Raw genomic sequence first — 17,324 nt, forward strand, 5'->3', positions numbered from 1 at the left:
CATAGTCGAAAACGGAACGGCAAGGTTTTGTTCAGGTCCAACGCTAAATGAAATTGGAATGGGGATGCAGCAAAAAAAGAAACCCCGCGCAGTGGCGGGGTTTCTGATCAAAACAGTGAAATAGCTAAAGGTCGTTAACTGCGCAGGCGGCGGCGCATCAGGCCGAGACCGGCGAGGCCCATGCCGAGTAGACCCAGCGTGGCCGGTTCGGGAACCTGTGCTTCTCTGATTCCATAGACTGTCAGATGTGAGAGGCCGCGGCCGCCTGTGTCCCAGTCGCCGCTCGTATCGCCTGAGGTAACCTGATAGGCGGACCAGTAGATGTTCTCCGGCGTTCTCCCATCCTTGAGCACAATGACGATGTCGCTATAATTGTCCCAGACGGAATCGTTGAATTGCCAAGTGCCGTTTGGAGCATTGTTATCGGGAGAGACCTGGAGACCGATATCAACCGTTGTGATCAAACCGCCTGGTGTGTCTTCCTGTTGCAAGTGTTCCCATCCGGTCAATCCGAAGAAGCCGGGGAGATCGGAAGCACTGTCGTTATTGTCGCCCGTTCCACCGTTCTGGCAGTTATAGCTGCCGTTATTGATACCATTTGGGCTGCCGTCTACATAACCGGCGCTGCAGGGAATCGCGCTTGCGTTGCCCCGCAGGGCAAGCAGCAGGATGGCTCCCAGATAAACCGCCACCGTCGATCGGGTGAAAGCACGCTTGAATACGAAACGTCGCATCTAATCCTCTTTGCATGTGGTTTTTGTGTTTAATTAACAGAACAGATCTATATTAAGATATACAAAATCTGGGCCGATGGGCTCCTACAGCGCGGGGCTTGAATCGTATCCAATTGTTTATCTTAATTAATTTTAAATTCTATCGCAGGCAAGCCGGACTGGAAAAGACGAATGTGGGAGAATGAGTGTCAATCATTCCGGCGGTTCTTTCGTGTTGTCAGAATCTTGTTCGGAGGGGATAAGAGGGTATAAACAGATACAGCATTTGAGAATGTCGATGCTTTTTAGCTTGATTTCAAATAGATAGGATTTTTCCGTTTTATTCGGACGGCTCTTTTCCCATCTTTTTTCCCCGGATGCCGTGTCAGAATTTCCGTCGCATCCCCCGATAGATCGGAGCAACGGTTGGAACTTTTAAGGGGTCTACTTTCTCCCGATGTGAATCGCCACAATCCCACCGGTAAGATTCTCATAGGTCACCTGAGCGAAACCGGCGCTCTCCATCCTTTTCTTCAATCCTTCCTGGTCCGGGAATTTTCGGATCGAGTCGGGGAGGTAGGTGTAGACGCCGGTGTGGTCTTTGGAGACCCAGGTGCCGATTTTGGGGAGGAGGGTGAAAGAGTAGAAGTCGTACAGTTTGCGAAGGGCCGGGCCCGGCGGCGTCGAGAATTCCAGGCAGACCATCCGGCCACCCGGTTTCAGGACCCGGTGGATTTCACGCAGGGCCTGGTCGAGGTCCGAAACGTTTCGCATGCAGAAGCCGGTGAGGACTGCCTGGAGCGATCGATCGGGGAGGGGGAGTTGCTCGGCGTTGCCGAGGCTGCAGGCGGTTTGGCGGAGCCGCCGGGCGGAGAGTTTCCGCCGGCCGATTTGGAGCATCGGCTCGTTCAGGTCGATCGCAATGACCGATCCCTTTTCGCCGACCGCGTGAGCGGCGAGGATCGAAAGGTCGGCGGTGCCGGCGCCGACATCGGCGACCCGCTCTCCCGTCTGCAGAGAGGCGATCTGGATGGTTCGGACCTTCCACCGGTGGTGAAGGCCGAAGGAGAGAAGGGTATTGTTCAGATCGTAAAAGCGGGCGATCGAGGAAAACATCTTCTGGACCGTCTTCTCTTTATCGGAATCTGTCGCCGTCGAAGCCATATCGCCCTCTTGAAGTCTGCCAATGGGTAACATTCGGTTCCCACTCTTGTCAAGCCGGAAATATCCTACCGTAGCCTTTCCCTCCCTCCGGGCTGTTCATCGCCCCGCTTCTCGGTTAAAATAAGGCGTTTCCGCCGACCGGATTAGAAATAGCATGGAATAAAACAGCCCGCCCGGCGGTTTAGGGAGGAAGGGCGCCGCATCCATATGAAGAACAAAGATCCGCGGGAATTCGAAGAGACCACTTTACCCTTTCTCGATTCGCTCTATCGCTACGCCGCTCTTTTGACCGGCGATCGGGACCAGGCGGAGGATCTGGTGCAGGAGACCTATCTGCGCGCCTGCCGCTTCTTCGACCGGTATGAAAGGGGGACCCACTGCAAGGCATGGCTGATGACGATCCTGCGGAACATTTTCATCAATCAGTATCATCAACGGTCGCGGGAGGTATTGGTCTCGGAGTTCGATGAGCCGGGCGACTTTGAGTCGCTCTCTCCGCTGGGGGTATCGCGGGAAGACGGCTCCCTCAAGAACAGGACTGCGAGGCATGATTTAAAAAAGGCATTGGACGCCCTTCCGGCCCACCTTCGGGAGGTGGTTCTTTTGAAAGATGCGGAGGGGTTCGACTACAAGGAAATCGGCCGCCTGATCGGCGTCCCGCTGGGGACGGTGATGTCCCGTCTCTTTCGGGCGAGAAATCAGCTGAAGCGGCTTTTGAAAGATTATGAAACCGGACCGGTTTCCGCGGCGGATCGGCCCGACGTTTCGGGAGGAAAGAGCGATGTATGATTGCCAGACGATGACGAAACTGCTCTATCCCTACCTGGATAATGAGCTCGATGTGAAAGAAGCGCTCCGGGTGCAGATCCATCTCGACGAATGCGCCCGCTGCCGCGGCCTCTTCGAAAAAGAGCGGATCTTTCTGGAAGCGCTGCGGGAGGGGTTCCCGGCCGAGCGCGCCCCGGCGTCGCTCCGCGGGGGGATTCGGGAGGAGATCGCCGATGAGGTTCCCGCGGAGGAGGTCCGTTTCCGATGGGGATCACGCTTCGGCGCCGGGTGGGGTTCTGCCGTGCGGGTCGCCTCTCTCCTGGCGGTCTTTTTCCTCTTCGGCGCGGGGGGATTCTTTTTGTTTTCAAAACCAGCGGAGCACCCCGAGGCGTTGACTTGGGTCGATCTGGCGGTCGAGGCCCATGCGGCGGTGGTTGAAGATCAGAAGGGATTGGACGTGCGGGAGAGCGATCCGGCCGCCCTCTCGGCCTGGTTTGAGGGAAAAGTCGATGTCCCCTTTACCTTGCCGGCAGGGAGCGATTCGATCGAAATGATCGGGGGGAGGATTGAGCAGGTCGGCGCCCTTCGGGTGCCGCTGATCGTTTTCCGGACCGGCGGCGAGCTCTCCTCCCTGCTTCTGGGGCCGCCGCAGCCGATGGCGGTCGGCGACAAGGCGGCCGAGCGGGGAACGCTTTCCTTCTACACCCTTCGCCATCACGGCTACGATGTGATCGCCTGGAGCGACGCCAACGTCAGTTATCTTCTGGTGGCGAACCACCTTCGCGCAGCGAAGGAGGGGTGCCTCCTCTGCCATGCCGATGAACCGGGGCGAAACTTAATGTAAAAGAGCCTGAGTTAACCGATAAATAGAAAGGGGGCCTTTCGGCCCCCTTTCTATTTTCTGATCTGATGGTAGGGGCGATCCTTGTGATCGCCCCTTTTCTTATCGAATCGGATCTTAGATTCGCCCCTACTGCGGAAACTCCTCCGGCGCCTTCACATGTTGCCACCCTTCTCCGTTGAGCGTTCTCAAGAAGGCGACCAGGTCCTTCTCCTCCTGCGCGGTCAACTCGAGCGGAAGGATCAGCTCGCTCAGGAACGGATTTTTGATTCCCCCTTTGTTGTAGAAGGCGACCACCTCTGCCAAAGTACCAAACCGGCCGTCGTGCATATACGGCGCGGTGTTTGCGATCTCTCTCAACGTCGGGGTTTTGAACGCCCCGATCTCGCTCTTGTCGTTGGTCACCATGTACCGGCCGAGGTCGACATTCCCGCTGTCCCAGCCGAGGCCGAGATTGTGGAATTTCTCGTCGGTGAAGTTGAAGCCGGAGTGGCATTTGGTGCAGCGCGCTTTATTCCGAAAGAGGACCAGCCCCCGCTTGGCCGAATCGGAGATGGCGTTTTCATCCCCGCCGATATCGTACCGGTCGGCGGGGCTGTTTCCGGAGATCAGCGTCCGTTGGAAGCTCGCGATCGCCTTCGCGACGCCGTCCATCGTGATATCGGTTCCGAAGACTTTTTTAAACTCCTTCCGGTAGCCCTCGATTTTCTTCATCTTGGCGAGCATCTGGTCGTAGTCGGCGAAACCGTGCTCGATCGGGTTGGTGAAGGGACCGATCGACTGCGCTTCGAGCGTCGCCGCCCGTCCGTCCCAGAACTGGATCTGGCTGAAAGCGCGGTTGATCGCAGTCGGGGCGCTCCGTCCCCCCAGTTGGCGTCGGATGCCGGCGGAGACCGGCTGCCCGTCGGTGAAGGCGAGCGCCGGCATGTGGCAGGTGGCGCAGGAGATGCTGTTGTCTCCCGAGAGGCGTTTGTCGAAAAAGAGAAGCCGTCCCAGCGCGATCTTCTCCGGCGTCATCGGATTGTCGGAAGGGACATGGAACGATTCTTCATCGAGTCCCAACGGAATGGCGGGGCGGGCTTCTTTTTTGGAAGGTTCGGCGGCCGTGGTGATTTGAATGAGGAAAAAAGCGGTGAAGGCGACCACCGCCCAGATTCCAAACAATTTCTTTTGATGGCTCATATCCCTCTTCTCCTGGTTGATCGGTTTTTTGACAATTTTACCCTCCCTTTTCAACTCCTGCCGTTAAAACAGGCGAGTGAGGGTTTTTATTCCAGGAAAAATCGAATTTTCTTAAGTATTGAAATCAAGGAGCGCTTGGATCTGTCGGCGAACGCAGAAGGGCTACCAGGCGATGACCCGGTCATATTCGATGATGAGCCGGGCGATATCGTTATAGTCGACCGGACGGAAAGCGCGTTCAATCCCTCGGGCATTCAGGTCTTCTCGGCAGGCATACGTTTCCACCGGAAAGACCCCCTTTGTCAGGACCGCGTCCTGAATCAAGAGGACGGCGGCCCGGGGGTCGCTTTGAATCGCCTCGAAGGCGAGGGGATCGATCGTCTTTCGAAGGATGTGCAGGGTCTTCATCGAAACGGAATCACCACCTCGGCGGCTGAGACGAGTTGAAAGGCCTCTTGATACGAGATCCGTTTTACCCCTTCCGGAAGTGATTGCACCCCGCGATCGGCCAGCGCCCCCGCTTCGGCATAGAGCCGAACGCGGACCTTCGGGAAGTATTCAAGATAGGTTTGGATCGACGGCTGTCCGATCATCTCCGCTTTCAGCGGCAGCAGATTGAAGACGCCGTCTCCCATCAACAGAAGCGACACTTCATTGTCGGCGAGCGAAAGACCCATCGTCATCCGAAACCCCTCGCTGCTTCGAAGGGTGTTGAACGGGCCGTCTTGAACGAGGACGAGGATCTTCTTCATGAATCAGGCTCCGAAGGCGAGGAATCGATCCGACCCGGCGACGATCCGGGAGAGCGCATGCTGCGAAAGCCAGCCGATCCCGGAGACCGCATCGGCCTCGAAGATCCCCCGCCCCTCCGCAGACTGTGTGCAGAGGGAGACGGCCAATCCCTCCTTCATCAGCTTTTCAAGATGCGCGGAGGGGCTGTTCGGCAGGTCGATCCGGACGATGTGATAAATCCCATCATCCATCAGAAAAAGGGAGACCCGGTGTCCCGCGGCAAGCAATTCCTCGATCAGCCGGAAAACAGTATGACGGTTCTGATGTTCCGGGCTGGTCGTCATCAAAAACCCAATGGCCAGTTGCCGTTTATCGATGGGATGATTTTCCATGGAAGTAGAAAAGTTTTATCACGGAGAGGGGGGGAAGTCAACGCGGCGTTCCGCTTCAAACATCTTGACATAAACCAAATGAAATCCTTTAATGTTGGGAGGGACTTTCTTTGGAGACAATCAATGAAACGCTGTGGATACCTCATTTTTGCTTTACTTGTCCTGATTCTGATCCCTGCCTCCCTCCGCGCCCAGGTCCACCACGAAATCAAAATCACCCTCCACCCCGAAGCGCACCGGATTGACGTCGAGGATCGGATCACCCTGCCGGAAGAGCGGGTCCCGTCCGGCGGTGAAATTCCCTTTCTCCTTCACGAAGGTCTCGCCCCCGCCTCCTCTACATCGGGGGTCGAGATCGTCCGGGCCGAGAAACCGTCCAAAGAGATGCTCGGCGTCGATCCGGAGGAGATCGGCATGAAGCTTCCGATGGAAGAGTACCGCGTCGTCTTCCCCGACGGGAAACGGGAGTTCGTCCTGAAATATCAGGGGATCATCGACCATCCGGAAGAAGCGGGGGAGGAGTATGCCCGGAGTTTCGGCGAGACGCCGGGAGCCCTCTCCTCGGAGGGGGTCTATCTGGCCGGGTCGACTTTCTGGTACCCCTGGTTCGACGGGGGCCGGATCACCTTTACGGTCGAGGTTCAATCCCCGAAGGGATGGGAGGTGATCAGCCAGGGGGAGCGGAAGAACCATCAGCGGGACGAAAGCGGGAGCGCGGTCCGCTGGGAGTCGCCCGAGCCGCAGGAGGAGATCTTTCTCGTCGGCGGGCCGCTGACCGAGTACCGCAAAGCCGGCCCGGTCGAAGCGATGGCCTTTCTCCGGAAGCCCGATCCGGAGTTGGCCGAAAAATATCTCGGGGTGACGGGGCAGTATATCGAGATGTACCAAAAGTTGATCGGTCCCTATCCGTACAAGAAGTTCGCCCTGGTCGAGAACTATTGGGAGACCGGTTACGGGATGCCGTCGTTCACGCTGCTCGGCTCGCAGGTGATCCGCCTGCCGTTCATTCTCCACTCTTCTTATCCGCACGAAATCCTCCACAATTGGTGGGGCAATGGCGTCTACGTCGATTTTCAGAGCGGCAACTGGAGCGAGGGGCTGACCGCTTACCTGGCCGATCATCTCATTTCGGAGCAGCGGGGCGGGGGAGCGCAAGCGCGGCGGGCGTCGCTTCAGAAGTACGCCGACTATGTCGCGGAGGGGAAAGATTTTCCGCTGACCGCCTTCCGCGGCCGTCACAGCGCGGCGAGCGAAGCGGTCGGCTACGGCAAGACGCTGATGCTCTTTCACATGCTCCGCCGGAAGCTGGGGGACGATCTCTTCGTCCGCGCCCTTCAGAAATTTTATCGCGACCACCGGTTCAAGCGGGCCGGGTTTGCCGACCTGCAGCGGGCTTTTTCCGCCGCCGCGGGAAAAGATCTTCAAGCCGAGTTCGACCAGTGGGTGACGCGGGCCGGGGCGCCGGCCCTCCGCGTCGGCGAGACGACGGCGAAGGAGGAGGAGAACGGTTTCCTCCTGACCGTGACGTTGGAGCAGATCCAGGCCGGTCCGCCCTACCGATTGAGCGTCCCGATCGCCGTCACCTTGGAGGGTCAAGAGAGGGTCCATCCGATCACCGTCGACATGGACGCGAAGCAGCAGACCTTTTCGCTCTCTCTCCCGGCCCGGCCGCTTCGATTCGACATCGATCCGGAGTTCGACCTCTTCCGGCGGCTCGATCGGAACGAAATTCCCCCCGCTCTCTCATTTGCCTTCGGGGCGGAGAAGGGGTTGATGATCCTCCCGTCGTCGGAGTCGAAAGAGCTGCTCGAGGGGTATCGTCGATTGGCCGAGGCCTGGAGTAAGACACAGTCGGCAGAAATCGAGATCAAACTCGACAGCGAGCTCGAGGCCCTTCCCTCCGACCGGGCGGTCTGGATCCTCGGCTGGAACAACCGATTTAAAATGACGATGATCGGCGCCCTCGCCGACTACCATTTGGAGATCAGCGGGGTTCAACCGAAAGAGGGAGCCGACGTCGAGCGGTCGCGGTTGAAGGTCAGCAATGTCACGATCCCACTCCAGAATCACAGCCTCGTCTTCACCACGCGGCATCCGGCCAATCCGGCGAGATCGCTCTCCTGGATCGCGACCGACCGGCCCGACGCCCTTCCGGGCCTGGCGCGAAAGCTTCCCCACTACGGTCCTTACAGTTATCTCGCATTCGAGGGGGAGGAGCCGACCAACGTGGTCAAGGGGCAGTGGCCGGTGATCCACTCCCCGATGACCCTCTATCCCCTGAACAGCCGGGGGGAGCGGGTTGAAATCGACCGCGCGACCCTCCCCCCCCGGCAGGCGCTGGCGACCCTTCCCGCCGTTTTCTCCGATGCGAGGATGATGGAGGATATCCGGTTCCTTTCCGCGGAGACGTTGCGGGGCCGCGGGTTTGGAAGCCCGGAGCTCGATCAGGCGGCGGAGTACATTGCAGACCAATTCCGCAAGGCCGGTTTGAAACCGGGGGGCGATTTGGAAGGAAGCTATTTCCAGAGCTGGAAAGAGCGAGGGGGGGATCCGGAGCAAGAGACCATGTTGAAGAATGTCATCGGCATCCTTCCCGGGAGCAGGCCGGAGTGGGCCGGTCAGAGTGTTGTGGTCGGGGCTCACTACGATCATCTTGGCGAGGGGTGGCCCGACATCCACCAAGGGGATAAGGGAAAGGTCCACCCCGGCGCCGACGACAACGCGAGCGGCGTGGCGATTCTGCTGGAACTGGCGCGGGTCTTGGCAAAGGAGAAACCGCCCGAGCGGACGGTGATCTTCGTCGCTTTTTCCGGCGAGGAGGCGGGACGCCGGGGGTCGAAGCGCTTCGTCGCCCATTCCAAAAACTTCCCGCCGGAGAAGATGATGGGGATGGTGAATCTCGATGCGGTCGGCCGGCTCGGACAAAATAAGCTCCTTGTCTTCGGGACCGGCTCGGCCGAAGAGTGGATTCATCTCTTCAACGGGGTCGGTTTTGTCACCGGGGTGCCGATTCAGTCGGCTCAGAAAGATCTCGGGACGAGCGACCAGGTCAGCTTCGCCGATGCCGGCGTCCCGGCGATCCAGCTCAACAGCGGTCCGAATCTCGATTACCATCGTCCCTCCGACACCGCCGACAAGATCGATCAGGCGGGCTTGATCAAGGTCGCCTCGGTCCTCAAGGAGGCGATCGCCTACCTGACCACCCGGCCCGGTTCGCTCACTTCTCTCCTCCCGCAGCGGCGCGCCGGGGAGCCGCCGGTCCCGGCTCCCGGACGGAAGGTCAGTCTCGGGACGATCCCCGACTTCGGTGATCAGGGAAAAGGGATCTTGCTGGAAGGGATCATCCCCGGCTCCCCCGCCGACCAAGCGGGGCTTCAAAAGGGGGACCGGATCGTCCGGATCGGCGCCGTCCCGATGACGAACCTCCGCGATTTTTCCGAATTCCTCAAGACGCTCCATCCGGGAGATCGGATCTCGATCTTTTTCCTTCGCGACGGAAAAGAGGAGATTGCCGAAGCAACCGTGAAAGAGCGATAGGGAGCGCGTCGCCGGTCGATTCCGGCGCCGGCCCAATGCGGCGCGCACCGTTTGGGATCGGATTCCGTCCAGATTGGCCAGGAATGCGCTTGTGAAAGCGCGCCTTCCTGGCACTCCTTCGGCAATGGACCTCTTACAACGCTGTGCCGACGCCTCCATCGACCGGCGACGCTGGAGGTGGAGAGAAAAGAAATCGATCCCTCTACACTCCTTTCCCGTGGCACATCCACGCGTTGACCCAACCGAAGGCACATGATAAAATCGCTGGTTCGAATTATTCAATGTAGGGGCGAACCTTGTGTTCGCCCTCTTATAGGATTTTATGAAAGACCAAAAAATCGTCATCAAAGGGGCGCGGGAGCACAACCTCAAGAACATCGATCTGGAAATTCCGCGCGATCAGCTTGTGGTAATCACGGGACTTTCCGGCTCGGGGAAGTCGTCGCTCGCCTTCGACACGATCTATGCCGAGGGGCAGAGGCGCTATGTGGAATCTCTCTCGGCCTATGCCCGGCAGTTTTTGGAGCAGATGGACAAGCCCGACGTCGATACGATCGAAGGGCTCTCTCCGGCGATTTCGATCGAGCAGAAGACAACGAGCAAGAACCCCCGCTCCACCGTCGGAACGGTCACGGAGATCTACGACTACTTCCGGCTTCTCTTCGCCCGGATCGGCCGGCCTTTCTGCTTCAAGTGCGGCAAGGAGATCACCGCTCAGACGATCCAGCAGATGGTCGACACCGTCATGCAGTTTCCGAAGGGGGAGAAGATCCAGATCCTCGCCCCCATTGTCCGGGGGAGGAAGGGGGAGTATAAAAAAGAGCTTCTCGCCATCCGCCAGAAGGGGTTTGTCCGGGTCCGGATCGATAGGAAGATGATCGATCTCTCTCAGGAAGAGCACCCGATCCAGGACAAAAACAAGAAACATACGATCGAGGTGGTGGTCGACCGTTTGGTCGTCAAAGAAGGGCTGGAGCGGCGGCTCGCCGATTCGTTGGAATTGGCGGCCAAAATGGGGGAGGGGATCGTCTTTCTCCTTAAGGACAAAGAAGAGATCCTCTTCTCCGAGCACCTTGCCTGCGTCGATTGCGGGGTGAGCTACCCGGAGATCGAGCCGCGCATCTTCTCGTTCAACTCGCCGCATGGGGCCTGTTCCTCCTGCGACGGCCTCGGCACCACCCTTGACATCGACCCCGACCGGGTCATTTCCAACAAGCAGCTCTCCATCCGCGAAGGGGCGATCCGTCCCTGGGAGCGGCGCAGCTCGATGTTTTATTATCAAATGCTCGAAGCGCTCGCCGAGCACTACAACTTCGACCTGCGCGCCCCCTTCCAGGAGCTCGCTCCCGACCATCAGAAGATCCTTCTCTACGGCTCCGGCACGGACGAGATCCGCTTCTACTATGAAAAAGACGGGCGCCGCGAGTTTTTCCGCCGGCCGTTCGAAGGGGTGATCCGCAACCTCGAGCGCCGTTACAAGGAGACCGACTCTTCCTATATCCGGGCCGAAATCGAAGAGTTCATGGGGATGAATCCCTGCCCTGCCTGCAAAGGAAATCGCCTCAAGCCGGAGAGTCTCGCCATCAAGATCGGCGCCAAGTCGATCGCCGAGATCACGACATTCTCCATCCAGGAGGCGCTTCAATTCATCCTCGATCTGCAGCTGACCGAAAAGGAGCGGGTCATCGCCCAGCGAATCTTGAAAGAGATCCGGGACCGGCTTGGCTTTCTGGCCAATGTCGGTGTCGAATACCTCACCCTCGATCGGGCGGCGGGGACCCTCTCCGGCGGGGAGGGGCAGCGGATCCGCCTGGCGACACAGATCGGCTCGTCGCTCGTCGGCGTCCTTTATATTCTCGACGAGCCGAGCATCGGGCTCCACCAGCGGGACAACGTCCGGCTGCTGAACACCCTACGCCGCCTGCGCGACCTGGGGAATACCGTGCTGGTCGTCGAGCACGACCAGGAGACGATCGAGACGGCCGATTGGGTCATCGACATGGGACCGGCCGCCGGAATTCATGGCGGGGAGATCATCGCGCAGGGGACGCCGAAAGAGATCCTCGCCCACCCCCGCTCTCTGACCGGGAAGTATCTCTCCGGGGAGCGGTCGATTTCGCTGCCGCCGCGCCGCCGAGAGGCGAAGGGGTTTTTGAAAATCAAGGGAGCGACCGAGAATAATCTCAAGAACATCGAGGTCGAGATTCCGTTAGGGCTCCTCACCTGCGTGACCGGCGTCTCCGGGTCGGGCAAATCGACGTTGGTCCTGGAGGTTCTTTACAAAAACCTGGCGCAGAAGATCTATCGAAGCAGCGAGCGGCCGGGGAGCTGCCGTGGAATCGACGGGATGGATCAGATCGACAAGGTGATCCACATCGATCAGTCGCCGATCGGGCGGACCCCCCGTTCGAATCCTGCGACCTACACCGGTGTGTTCACTTTTGTCCGTGATCTTTTCACCCAGCTCCCCGAGTCGCGGATGCGCGGCTATAAGTCGGGACGTTACTCGTTCAATGTCAAAGGGGGCCGTTGCGAAGCGTGCCAGGGGGATGGGGTGATCAAGATCGAGATGCACTTCCTCCCCGATATTTACGTGACCTGCGAAGTCTGCAGCGGGAAGCGGTATAACCGGGAGACCCTCGACATCCTCTACAGGGGGAAGAGCATCGCCGATGTCCTCGACATGACGGTCGAAGGGGCCTTGGATTTTTTCCAGGCGATCCCCTCGATCAAGAGCAAGCTCCTCACCCTTCAGGAGGTCGGTCTCGGCTATGTCAAGCTGGGGCAATCGGCGACGACCCTCTCGGGCGGGGAGGCGCAACGGGTGAAACTTTCCAAGGAGCTCTCCAAACGTCCCACCGGAAAGACCCTCTATATCTTGGACGAGCCGACGACCGGCCTTCACTTTGCCGACATTCAACGGTTGCTCGATGTTTTGAACCGTTTTGCAGAATCGGGGAATACCGTCGTCGTCATCGAGCATAATCTCGATGTGATCCGAAACGCCGACTGGGTGATTGACCTCGGTCCGGAGGGGGGAACGGGGGGTGGGGAGGTCGTCGCGACCGGCGTTCCGGAGAAGGTGGCCCAGGTAGAACAATCTTATACGGGACAATTTCTACGGAAGATGCTGAAATCATAGAATATCGGTGAAGAATCAGAGGGAAAGAGGGGCACGGCGGCGCCGTGCCCCTCTTTTTTTGTCAAGAATTTCTTGAATTCAGACCCGGAGATAGGTTATAAAGGACAATTGCAACCTTTTTTAAATCAGAACATTCTACAGGGGGATCGGATGGTGACAGATTTGGAAGCGAAGCTTGACCCGGCCAAGACGCCGGATGCCGTGCGGCAATCGACCGTGGAGAAACTCGTATATAGCACCACGGCGCCGGATCCGAAGATCGTGTCTGTCCTGATACCGATCGTACAAAAAGAGCCGGTACAGTGGATTCAGAGACTCGAAATGCGGCTCCTCAAGCGGCTTCCTTTCAATCCTGAAACCATCGGCTCGATTGCCTCCCTCCTCTCGGCTCCCCAGAAAGAGATTCGTCTGGAAACGGCGATCCTTCTGAGAAACATGATCATCCAGCTGGTGACGGAAAAGAAAAAAGACGATCGGAAACTTTTTGAAGAGAAGCTGCGCGACCTGCTGGTGACGCGCCTCCGGGCCGAAGGGGACGGACACAATCCGGTTTGGATCGAGCTTTACAAGACATTGAGCTACTTCTCTCACGATAACGCAACCAATACCGTTCTCATCGAGATGCTCCCGAAAGGGGGCGAGGAAGCCCTGCTCTTCTTCGCGCAGTATATCCAGGGAAAATATCCGCCGGCGGGCCTCGAGACCCTCTTGGCCGGTGCGGTCTCCTCCAAAGGAGATGACACCGTCATCCACACCATGAGGGCGCTGATCCAGGTCCTTCCGAAAGAGGGCCCTGCGGTCGGTTATCCGAGCACCGAGGCGGTCATCCGCGCCTTGCTGGTGGGGCTGAAGAGCCTGAGTGAGAACATTCGGAAAGAGGCGGCGATCGCCCTCGCTTCCCGCGCCAAGGTGGCCCGGAAGGAGAAGCAGTCGATTCCGCTTGAAGAGGAGGTCTGGGAGGCGCTCTTCAATCTCTATCAGACGCGGCTTCCTTCCACCACCGCTGTTGACAAAGATCAGGCCAGAGAAGGAATCCGTTATCTTCCGACCAGCGCCGCCCGGCTCGCGAAGCTCTTCGAATTGATGTATCGGGTCCAGGACGAGCTTCAAAAGCAGAATGTCGTCGGACTGATCGGAACCTTCAAGACTCCGGAAACCCGCGCCGAGCTGATCAAGATGGTGAAGGTGAATTTCACCGGGCTCCGTCTGGAGGCGCAGAAGACGACGATCGACGCCCTCTCCGGTTTTGTCCCCGACGAGGAGGTTGAGGCGGAGATGGAGAAGCTCCTTGAAGGGAAGGGGCTCCATGCCGACGTCCAGGCAAAACTGGCCGATAAACTTTTTTCCGAAATCCCGAGCCTCAAGCCCCGATTGCTCCGTTGGCTTCGCCTCGACGACAAAAGCAAGCGGCCGGTGTTGGAGCGGTTTGATCTTCCGATGATGCATATCAAAGTCATCGAATCGGCGAAGAAGCTGCCGGGGGACGATGATATTTTCAAGAAGCTCTGGGAGTTGACGCCGCTTCTGATGATGAACGATGCGAAGGTGAAACTCCATGAGACCCTTCGAGAGTTCCCGCAAGCGGAGAGCGCCCTGCCGGAACCGCAGATCCTTCCGGCCGATCAGGTGGCGAAAACGCTCATTGCGCTGATCGAGCCGTTGAACAGTGCCCGGATCGTCTTCGACGGTTTTGCCCTTCCGGCGGAGTTCGGCGGGAGCAAAGAGTTGGAATTCGGGAACTTTCAGCAGGCGAAGGCGCAAGGGCTCGGAATCGGCGCGGCGCAGATGGGGAAGGACTTTGTGAAGAAGATGATCGAGGATCTCTTTGCGGGGGACCTGGGTGATGTGGTTCCCGCCGGGGCGAAATTCAAGCTCACGCAGGAAGGAAACGGCCTCTTCACCCTGGCGGTCGCGACGGCTCCCGCAAAACATTAAATTTGGATCGAAAAATTTGAATGATGAAGGGCTCCAGAGATGGAGCCCTTTTCATTAAAGGAGTCACCCATGGCGCACAGTCCCGGTTTTCTCAAGCTGGTCGAGGAGGCGAAAAAACGGATTAAAGAGTGCACGATTGCGGAAGTGAAGGGGAGGTTGGAGGCGGAAAGGCCGTTTCACTTCATCGATGTCCGGGAGGACCACGAATGGGGGAAGGATCACGCGGCCGGCGCAAGGCACCTGGGGCGGGGAATTTTGGAGCGGGATATTGAAGGATTGATCCCCGATAAGAAGGCAGAGATCGTCGTCTACTGCGGGGGAGGGTATCGGTCGGCTCTGGCGGCCGACAACCTGCAGAAGATGGGATATACGAATGTGGTGTCGATGGACGGGGGGATCAAAGCATGGCGAGCGGCGGGGTATCCGATGGAGAAGCAAGATGGATCGGTCAATTAGGAATCGTTCCATGAGGAATGAAGAATCAAAGTCAAAAGTCCCAGGTTTTTAATTCCTAATTCGTAATTGTCACTTGCTGAACGGGACAATCTCAAATTTCAGCTTCCGGTGGGCTTCTCGGAGGGCGGCTTCGACCTGTTCAGCTTGCGGGGCGTGGGCAAAGATAAAGCCGAGGTAGCGTCTTCCTTCCGGAAGGGGGATCACCTTCTGTTTGCGGTGGATCGTGATCTTTACATCGACGATCCCCGGCACCTTTTTCGCCTCTTCGACTCCTTGATAATTGAGCAACGTTCCCGCGGCCGGGATCGGGATCATCATCACCCCGGCGGCGGGGCGCTCCCGCTCGAGCGATTCGATCGGCATGCCGAGGGCATGGCGAAGGATGATCTCTTCCAAGGTGAGGCCGACGCCGAATCGAAGCGCGCGGGAGCAGATCCCGCCGATCGATCGGGCGGCCAATTCAATGATCCAGGGGCCTCTCTCATTGACCCGAAGCTCGGCATGAATCGGCCCCTCCTTCAACCCGAGCGCCGCCGCGGCCCGGCCGGTGCATTCGGTGATCGCCTCTTGCATCGAGGGGGGGAGGCGCGAGGGGGTCACATAAATTGTCTCCTCGAAGAAAGGCCCATCGAGCGGGTCGGGCTTATCGAAGAGCGCCAAGGCCGAAAGATGTCCTTCCCGAAGCAGTCCTTCCAGCGCGACCTCTTTTCCCGGTATAAAATCCTCGACCAAAATCTGCTTGGCGGCATCGCCGCCGAGGCGTTTTACCTCCGGCTCTTTTAGAATGCGGCTCAACCAATAAAAAGCGGCGACAAACTCATCGGGATGATTCGCCCGGATCACGCCGCGGCTGGCGGAGAGAAAGGTCGGCTTCAAGACGCAAGGATAAAAGACCTTTTGTGAAAGGACCTCCGGCGGATCGTCGGTCGAGAAGAGCTGGAACGGAGGGGTCGGGAGCGAGGCGGCGGTCAAGACCTCGCGGAGGCGATGTTTGTCCTTTGCGGCGGCGGTCGCCGAGACCGGGTTGTAGGGGAGCGAGAGCGCTTCCGAGATCGTTGCGGCCAGAACGATCGACTCTTCATCGGCCGACACAACAGCATCGATCGGATGATCCTTGGCGAAGTCGGCCACTTTTTCGGCGGCCCCTTTTAAATCGGCGAAATCGAGGGTGATCGTTTTTCCGGGGACGACCGATTCGAGGGCCTGCCGCTCATTCGAGCCGACGACGACCGCCACGCCGAGGCGCTCCGCGGCAATGAGAAAGTCGGCCGCGCGATACGACGTGCTCGGGAGAAGGAGAAGAAGCCGTTTCATGGAACCCTCCGAAAAATGAGGGGAGAGCTTGGGAACGGATGATGGTTGATTGTGTGATGCCCCGGCTTGGTTCGGCCGAAGCGGGCCGTCCGACCCAGGCCGTTCATTTTCGTTGGGTTGGAACTGGAGCAGGGAGAGTCGTTATTTTCCGGGGGTGTAATAAGGATTGGTCCCGCCGGCATGATCGGTGACATCAACCACATCTTTGATTTCGGGAATCGCTTTCTTGATCGCGACGACGACGCCTTGCTTGAGCGTGACATTGGACATCCCGCAACCCTGGCAGCCCCCTCCCAGCCGAATGTAGGCGATCTCCTCCTTCACATCGACCAAGGTGATATACCCTCCGTGCGCGGCCACGCCAGGATTGATCTCGGTTTCGATGACCTGTTGGACCGCTTTCGCTTGGGGACTCTCCAAATTGGGGGGGGTCGCCGGCGTCGCCGGTTTCGATTCGATGACCTTGGGATTATCGACCTTAAAGCCGGTCTGCTGGAGGCCGGTGATGAAGTCGATCTTCACATCTTCGAGAAGGTTCGCATGGCGCGACTCCATGAATAACTTAATTCCATCGACTTCGACCACCGTGTCGCTCAACTCCGTTTTTCCCTGCTCAACGAAGGCAAGGGCATACTCCGGGCTCGGGGAGATCGACTTGACCACCAGCCGGAGTCCTTCGATCTTCTTCCCATGGTTGGTTTCTTGATCTTGCTTCAGGACGGCGATTCTCTTCTTTGCAATCTCGGTTATCTGGATCATTTTTGGATCGATCTCCTTCTTGACGTTCCTAAGAAGCCTCAATTGATTATTAGGCCGATAATACCATAGTTCGGACCCCTTTGACAGCCCCAAAATGCGTCTACGAAACAGGCGATCAGAGGGCGCCCGGGTGCGATTGCCTACTTGAAGATTCGAATAAGAATGAATGGCCGCTACGGAAAAGCGCGTGGAAGGAAAGTAAGAGATGTTGCGCTTCTGTTTCGACGACCGCGCATGATTTGAAGCGAGTACAATATGAACTTGCTGAAACTCCGAGAGAAGATTTCTTGTGATCTGGAATACACACCTCCTCACGTAAGGTGAGTGTCCGATTGACAGTGAACAAATCGGATGATATAAACTCCGGCAACAACATCATCATACAAGGC

General features: G+C 58.1%; 14 protein-coding genes. 6 read left to right on the forward strand and 8 right to left on the reverse strand.

Features of this window, described 5'->3' with window-relative positions; genetic code table 11:
* Positions 1 to 134: 134 nt before the first annotated feature.
* Together MCM46_14895 and ubiE are read right to left on the reverse strand one after the other, a co-directional pair.
* Complete coding sequence (locus tag MCM46_14895; GenBank protein MCG3113102.1) at positions 135 to 734, reverse strand: PEP-CTERM sorting domain-containing protein; 600 nt, start codon at positions 732 to 734, stop codon at positions 135 to 137.
* Between the two features lie 423 nt (positions 735 to 1,157).
* Positions 1,158 to 1,877, reverse strand: a complete 720-nt coding sequence (gene ubiE, locus MCM46_14900) for a bifunctional demethylmenaquinone methyltransferase/2-methoxy-6-polyprenyl-1,4-benzoquinol methylase UbiE (GenBank protein ID MCG3113103.1) — start codon at positions 1,875 to 1,877, stop codon at positions 1,158 to 1,160.
* Between the two features lie 207 nt (positions 1,878 to 2,084).
* Between ubiE and MCM46_14905 the strand changes: the two genes are divergently transcribed.
* Both MCM46_14905 and MCM46_14910 read left to right on the forward strand, forming a co-directional pair.
* Positions 2,085 to 2,666 (forward strand): sigma-70 family RNA polymerase sigma factor, encoded by a 582-nt coding sequence (locus MCM46_14905; protein ID MCG3113104.1) that lies wholly within the window; start codon positions 2,085 to 2,087, stop codon positions 2,664 to 2,666.
* Entirely contained in the window at positions 2,602 to 3,489 is an 888-nt protein-coding gene (locus MCM46_14910; protein MCG3113105.1) for a zf-HC2 domain-containing protein, read from the forward strand. The genes MCM46_14905 and MCM46_14910 overlap by 65 nt, the downstream gene beginning before the upstream one ends.
* 126 nt (positions 3,490 to 3,615) lie before the next feature.
* Here the strand turns inward: MCM46_14910 and MCM46_14915 are convergent, their stop codons facing one another.
* The 4 genes from MCM46_14915 to MCM46_14930 all read right to left on the reverse strand — a co-directional run bounded on the left by MCM46_14915 (position 3,616) and on the right by MCM46_14930 (position 5,792).
* Entirely contained in the window at positions 3,616 to 4,668 is a 1,053-nt protein-coding gene (locus MCM46_14915; GenBank protein ID MCG3113106.1) for a c-type cytochrome, read from the reverse strand.
* Positions 4,669 to 4,830: 162 nt separating this feature from the next.
* On the reverse strand, positions 4,831 to 5,076 hold the full coding sequence (locus tag MCM46_14920) for a hypothetical protein (GenBank protein ID MCG3113107.1): 246 nt from the start codon (positions 5,074 to 5,076) through the stop codon (positions 4,831 to 4,833).
* Positions 5,073 to 5,420: a DsrE family protein gene (locus tag MCM46_14925; protein MCG3113108.1), complete on the reverse strand. Its 348-nt coding sequence runs from the start codon at positions 5,418 to 5,420 to the stop codon at positions 5,073 to 5,075. Before MCM46_14925 ends, MCM46_14920 begins: the two co-directional genes overlap by 4 nt.
* Before the next feature lie 3 nt (positions 5,421 to 5,423).
* Positions 5,424 to 5,792 (reverse strand): DsrE family protein, encoded by a 369-nt coding sequence (locus MCM46_14930; GenBank protein ID MCG3113109.1) that lies wholly within the window; start codon positions 5,790 to 5,792, stop codon positions 5,424 to 5,426.
* 123 nt (positions 5,793 to 5,915) lie between these two features.
* On the opposite strand from MCM46_14930, the gene MCM46_14935 reads away from it, so the two are divergent.
* From MCM46_14935 to MCM46_14950, 4 genes are all read left to right on the forward strand, one after another.
* Positions 5,916 to 9,329 carry a M20/M25/M40 family metallo-hydrolase gene (locus MCM46_14935; protein ID MCG3113110.1) on the forward strand — a complete coding sequence of 1,138 codons (3,414 nt, stop codon included), beginning with the start codon at positions 5,916 to 5,918 and terminating at the stop codon, positions 9,327 to 9,329.
* A gap of 322 nt (positions 9,330 to 9,651) precedes the next feature.
* Positions 9,652 to 12,471, forward strand: coding sequence for an excinuclease ABC subunit UvrA (gene uvrA, locus MCM46_14940; GenBank protein ID MCG3113111.1), 2,820 nt, complete (start codon positions 9,652 to 9,654; stop codon positions 12,469 to 12,471).
* 150 nt (positions 12,472 to 12,621) lie between these two features.
* Positions 12,622 to 14,406 (forward strand): hypothetical protein, encoded by a 1,785-nt coding sequence (locus MCM46_14945; GenBank protein MCG3113112.1) that lies wholly within the window; start codon positions 12,622 to 12,624, stop codon positions 14,404 to 14,406.
* A 69-nt stretch (positions 14,407 to 14,475) separates the two neighbouring features.
* The gene (locus tag MCM46_14950; GenBank protein ID MCG3113113.1) at positions 14,476 to 14,862 is read left to right on the forward strand and encodes a sulfurtransferase; all 387 of its coding nucleotides are present in this window, start codon (positions 14,476 to 14,478) and stop codon (positions 14,860 to 14,862) included.
* 69 nt (positions 14,863 to 14,931) lie between these two features.
* Here MCM46_14950 and MCM46_14955 read toward each other — a convergent pair whose 3' ends face one another.
* Positions 14,932 to 16,176, reverse strand: coding sequence for an ATP-grasp domain-containing protein (locus MCM46_14955; protein MCG3113114.1), 1,245 nt, complete (start codon positions 16,174 to 16,176; stop codon positions 14,932 to 14,934).
* 141 nt (positions 16,177 to 16,317) lie between these two features.
* Positions 16,318 to 16,935, reverse strand: a complete 618-nt coding sequence (locus MCM46_14960; GenBank protein ID MCG3113115.1) for a NifU family protein — start codon at positions 16,933 to 16,935, stop codon at positions 16,318 to 16,320.
* Positions 16,936 to 17,324 lie beyond the last annotated feature (389 nt).

The organism is Candidatus Manganitrophus morganii, from assembly GCA_021651055.1.
GTDB classification, from domain to species: Bacteria; Nitrospirota; Nitrospiria; order SBBL01; family Manganitrophaceae; genus Manganitrophus; species Manganitrophus morganii.

Coding starts and splice junctions, on each gene's coding strand:
- MCM46_14895 (MCG3113102.1), bottom strand. CDS start 734: ATGCGACGTTTCGTATTCAAGCGTGCTTTCACCCGATCGACGGTGGCG.
- ubiE (MCG3113103.1), bottom strand. CDS start 1,877: ATGGCTTCGACGGCGACAGATTCCGATAAAGAGAAGACGGTCCAGAAG.
- MCM46_14905 (MCG3113104.1), top strand. CDS start 2,085: ATGAAGAACAAAGATCCGCGGGAATTCGAAGAGACCACTTTACCCTTT.
- MCM46_14910 (MCG3113105.1), top strand. CDS start 2,602: ATGAAACCGGACCGGTTTCCGCGGCGGATCGGCCCGACGTTTCGGGAG.
- MCM46_14915 (MCG3113106.1), bottom strand. CDS start 4,668: ATGAGCCATCAAAAGAAATTGTTTGGAATCTGGGCGGTGGTCGCCTTC.
- MCM46_14920 (MCG3113107.1), bottom strand. CDS start 5,076: ATGAAGACCCTGCACATCCTTCGAAAGACGATCGATCCCCTCGCCTTC.
- MCM46_14925 (MCG3113108.1), bottom strand. CDS start 5,420: ATGAAGAAGATCCTCGTCCTCGTTCAAGACGGCCCGTTCAACACCCTT.
- MCM46_14930 (MCG3113109.1), bottom strand. CDS start 5,792: ATGGAAAATCATCCCATCGATAAACGGCAACTGGCCATTGGGTTTTTG.
- MCM46_14935 (MCG3113110.1), top strand. CDS start 5,916: ATGAAACGCTGTGGATACCTCATTTTTGCTTTACTTGTCCTGATTCTG.
- uvrA (MCG3113111.1), top strand. CDS start 9,652: ATGAAAGACCAAAAAATCGTCATCAAAGGGGCGCGGGAGCACAACCTC.
- MCM46_14945 (MCG3113112.1), top strand. CDS start 12,622: ATGGTGACAGATTTGGAAGCGAAGCTTGACCCGGCCAAGACGCCGGAT.
- MCM46_14950 (MCG3113113.1), top strand. CDS start 14,476: ATGGCGCACAGTCCCGGTTTTCTCAAGCTGGTCGAGGAGGCGAAAAAA.
- MCM46_14955 (MCG3113114.1), bottom strand. CDS start 16,176: ATGAAACGGCTTCTTCTCCTTCTCCCGAGCACGTCGTATCGCGCGGCC.
- MCM46_14960 (MCG3113115.1), bottom strand. CDS start 16,935: ATGATCCAGATAACCGAGATTGCAAAGAAGAGAATCGCCGTCCTGAAG.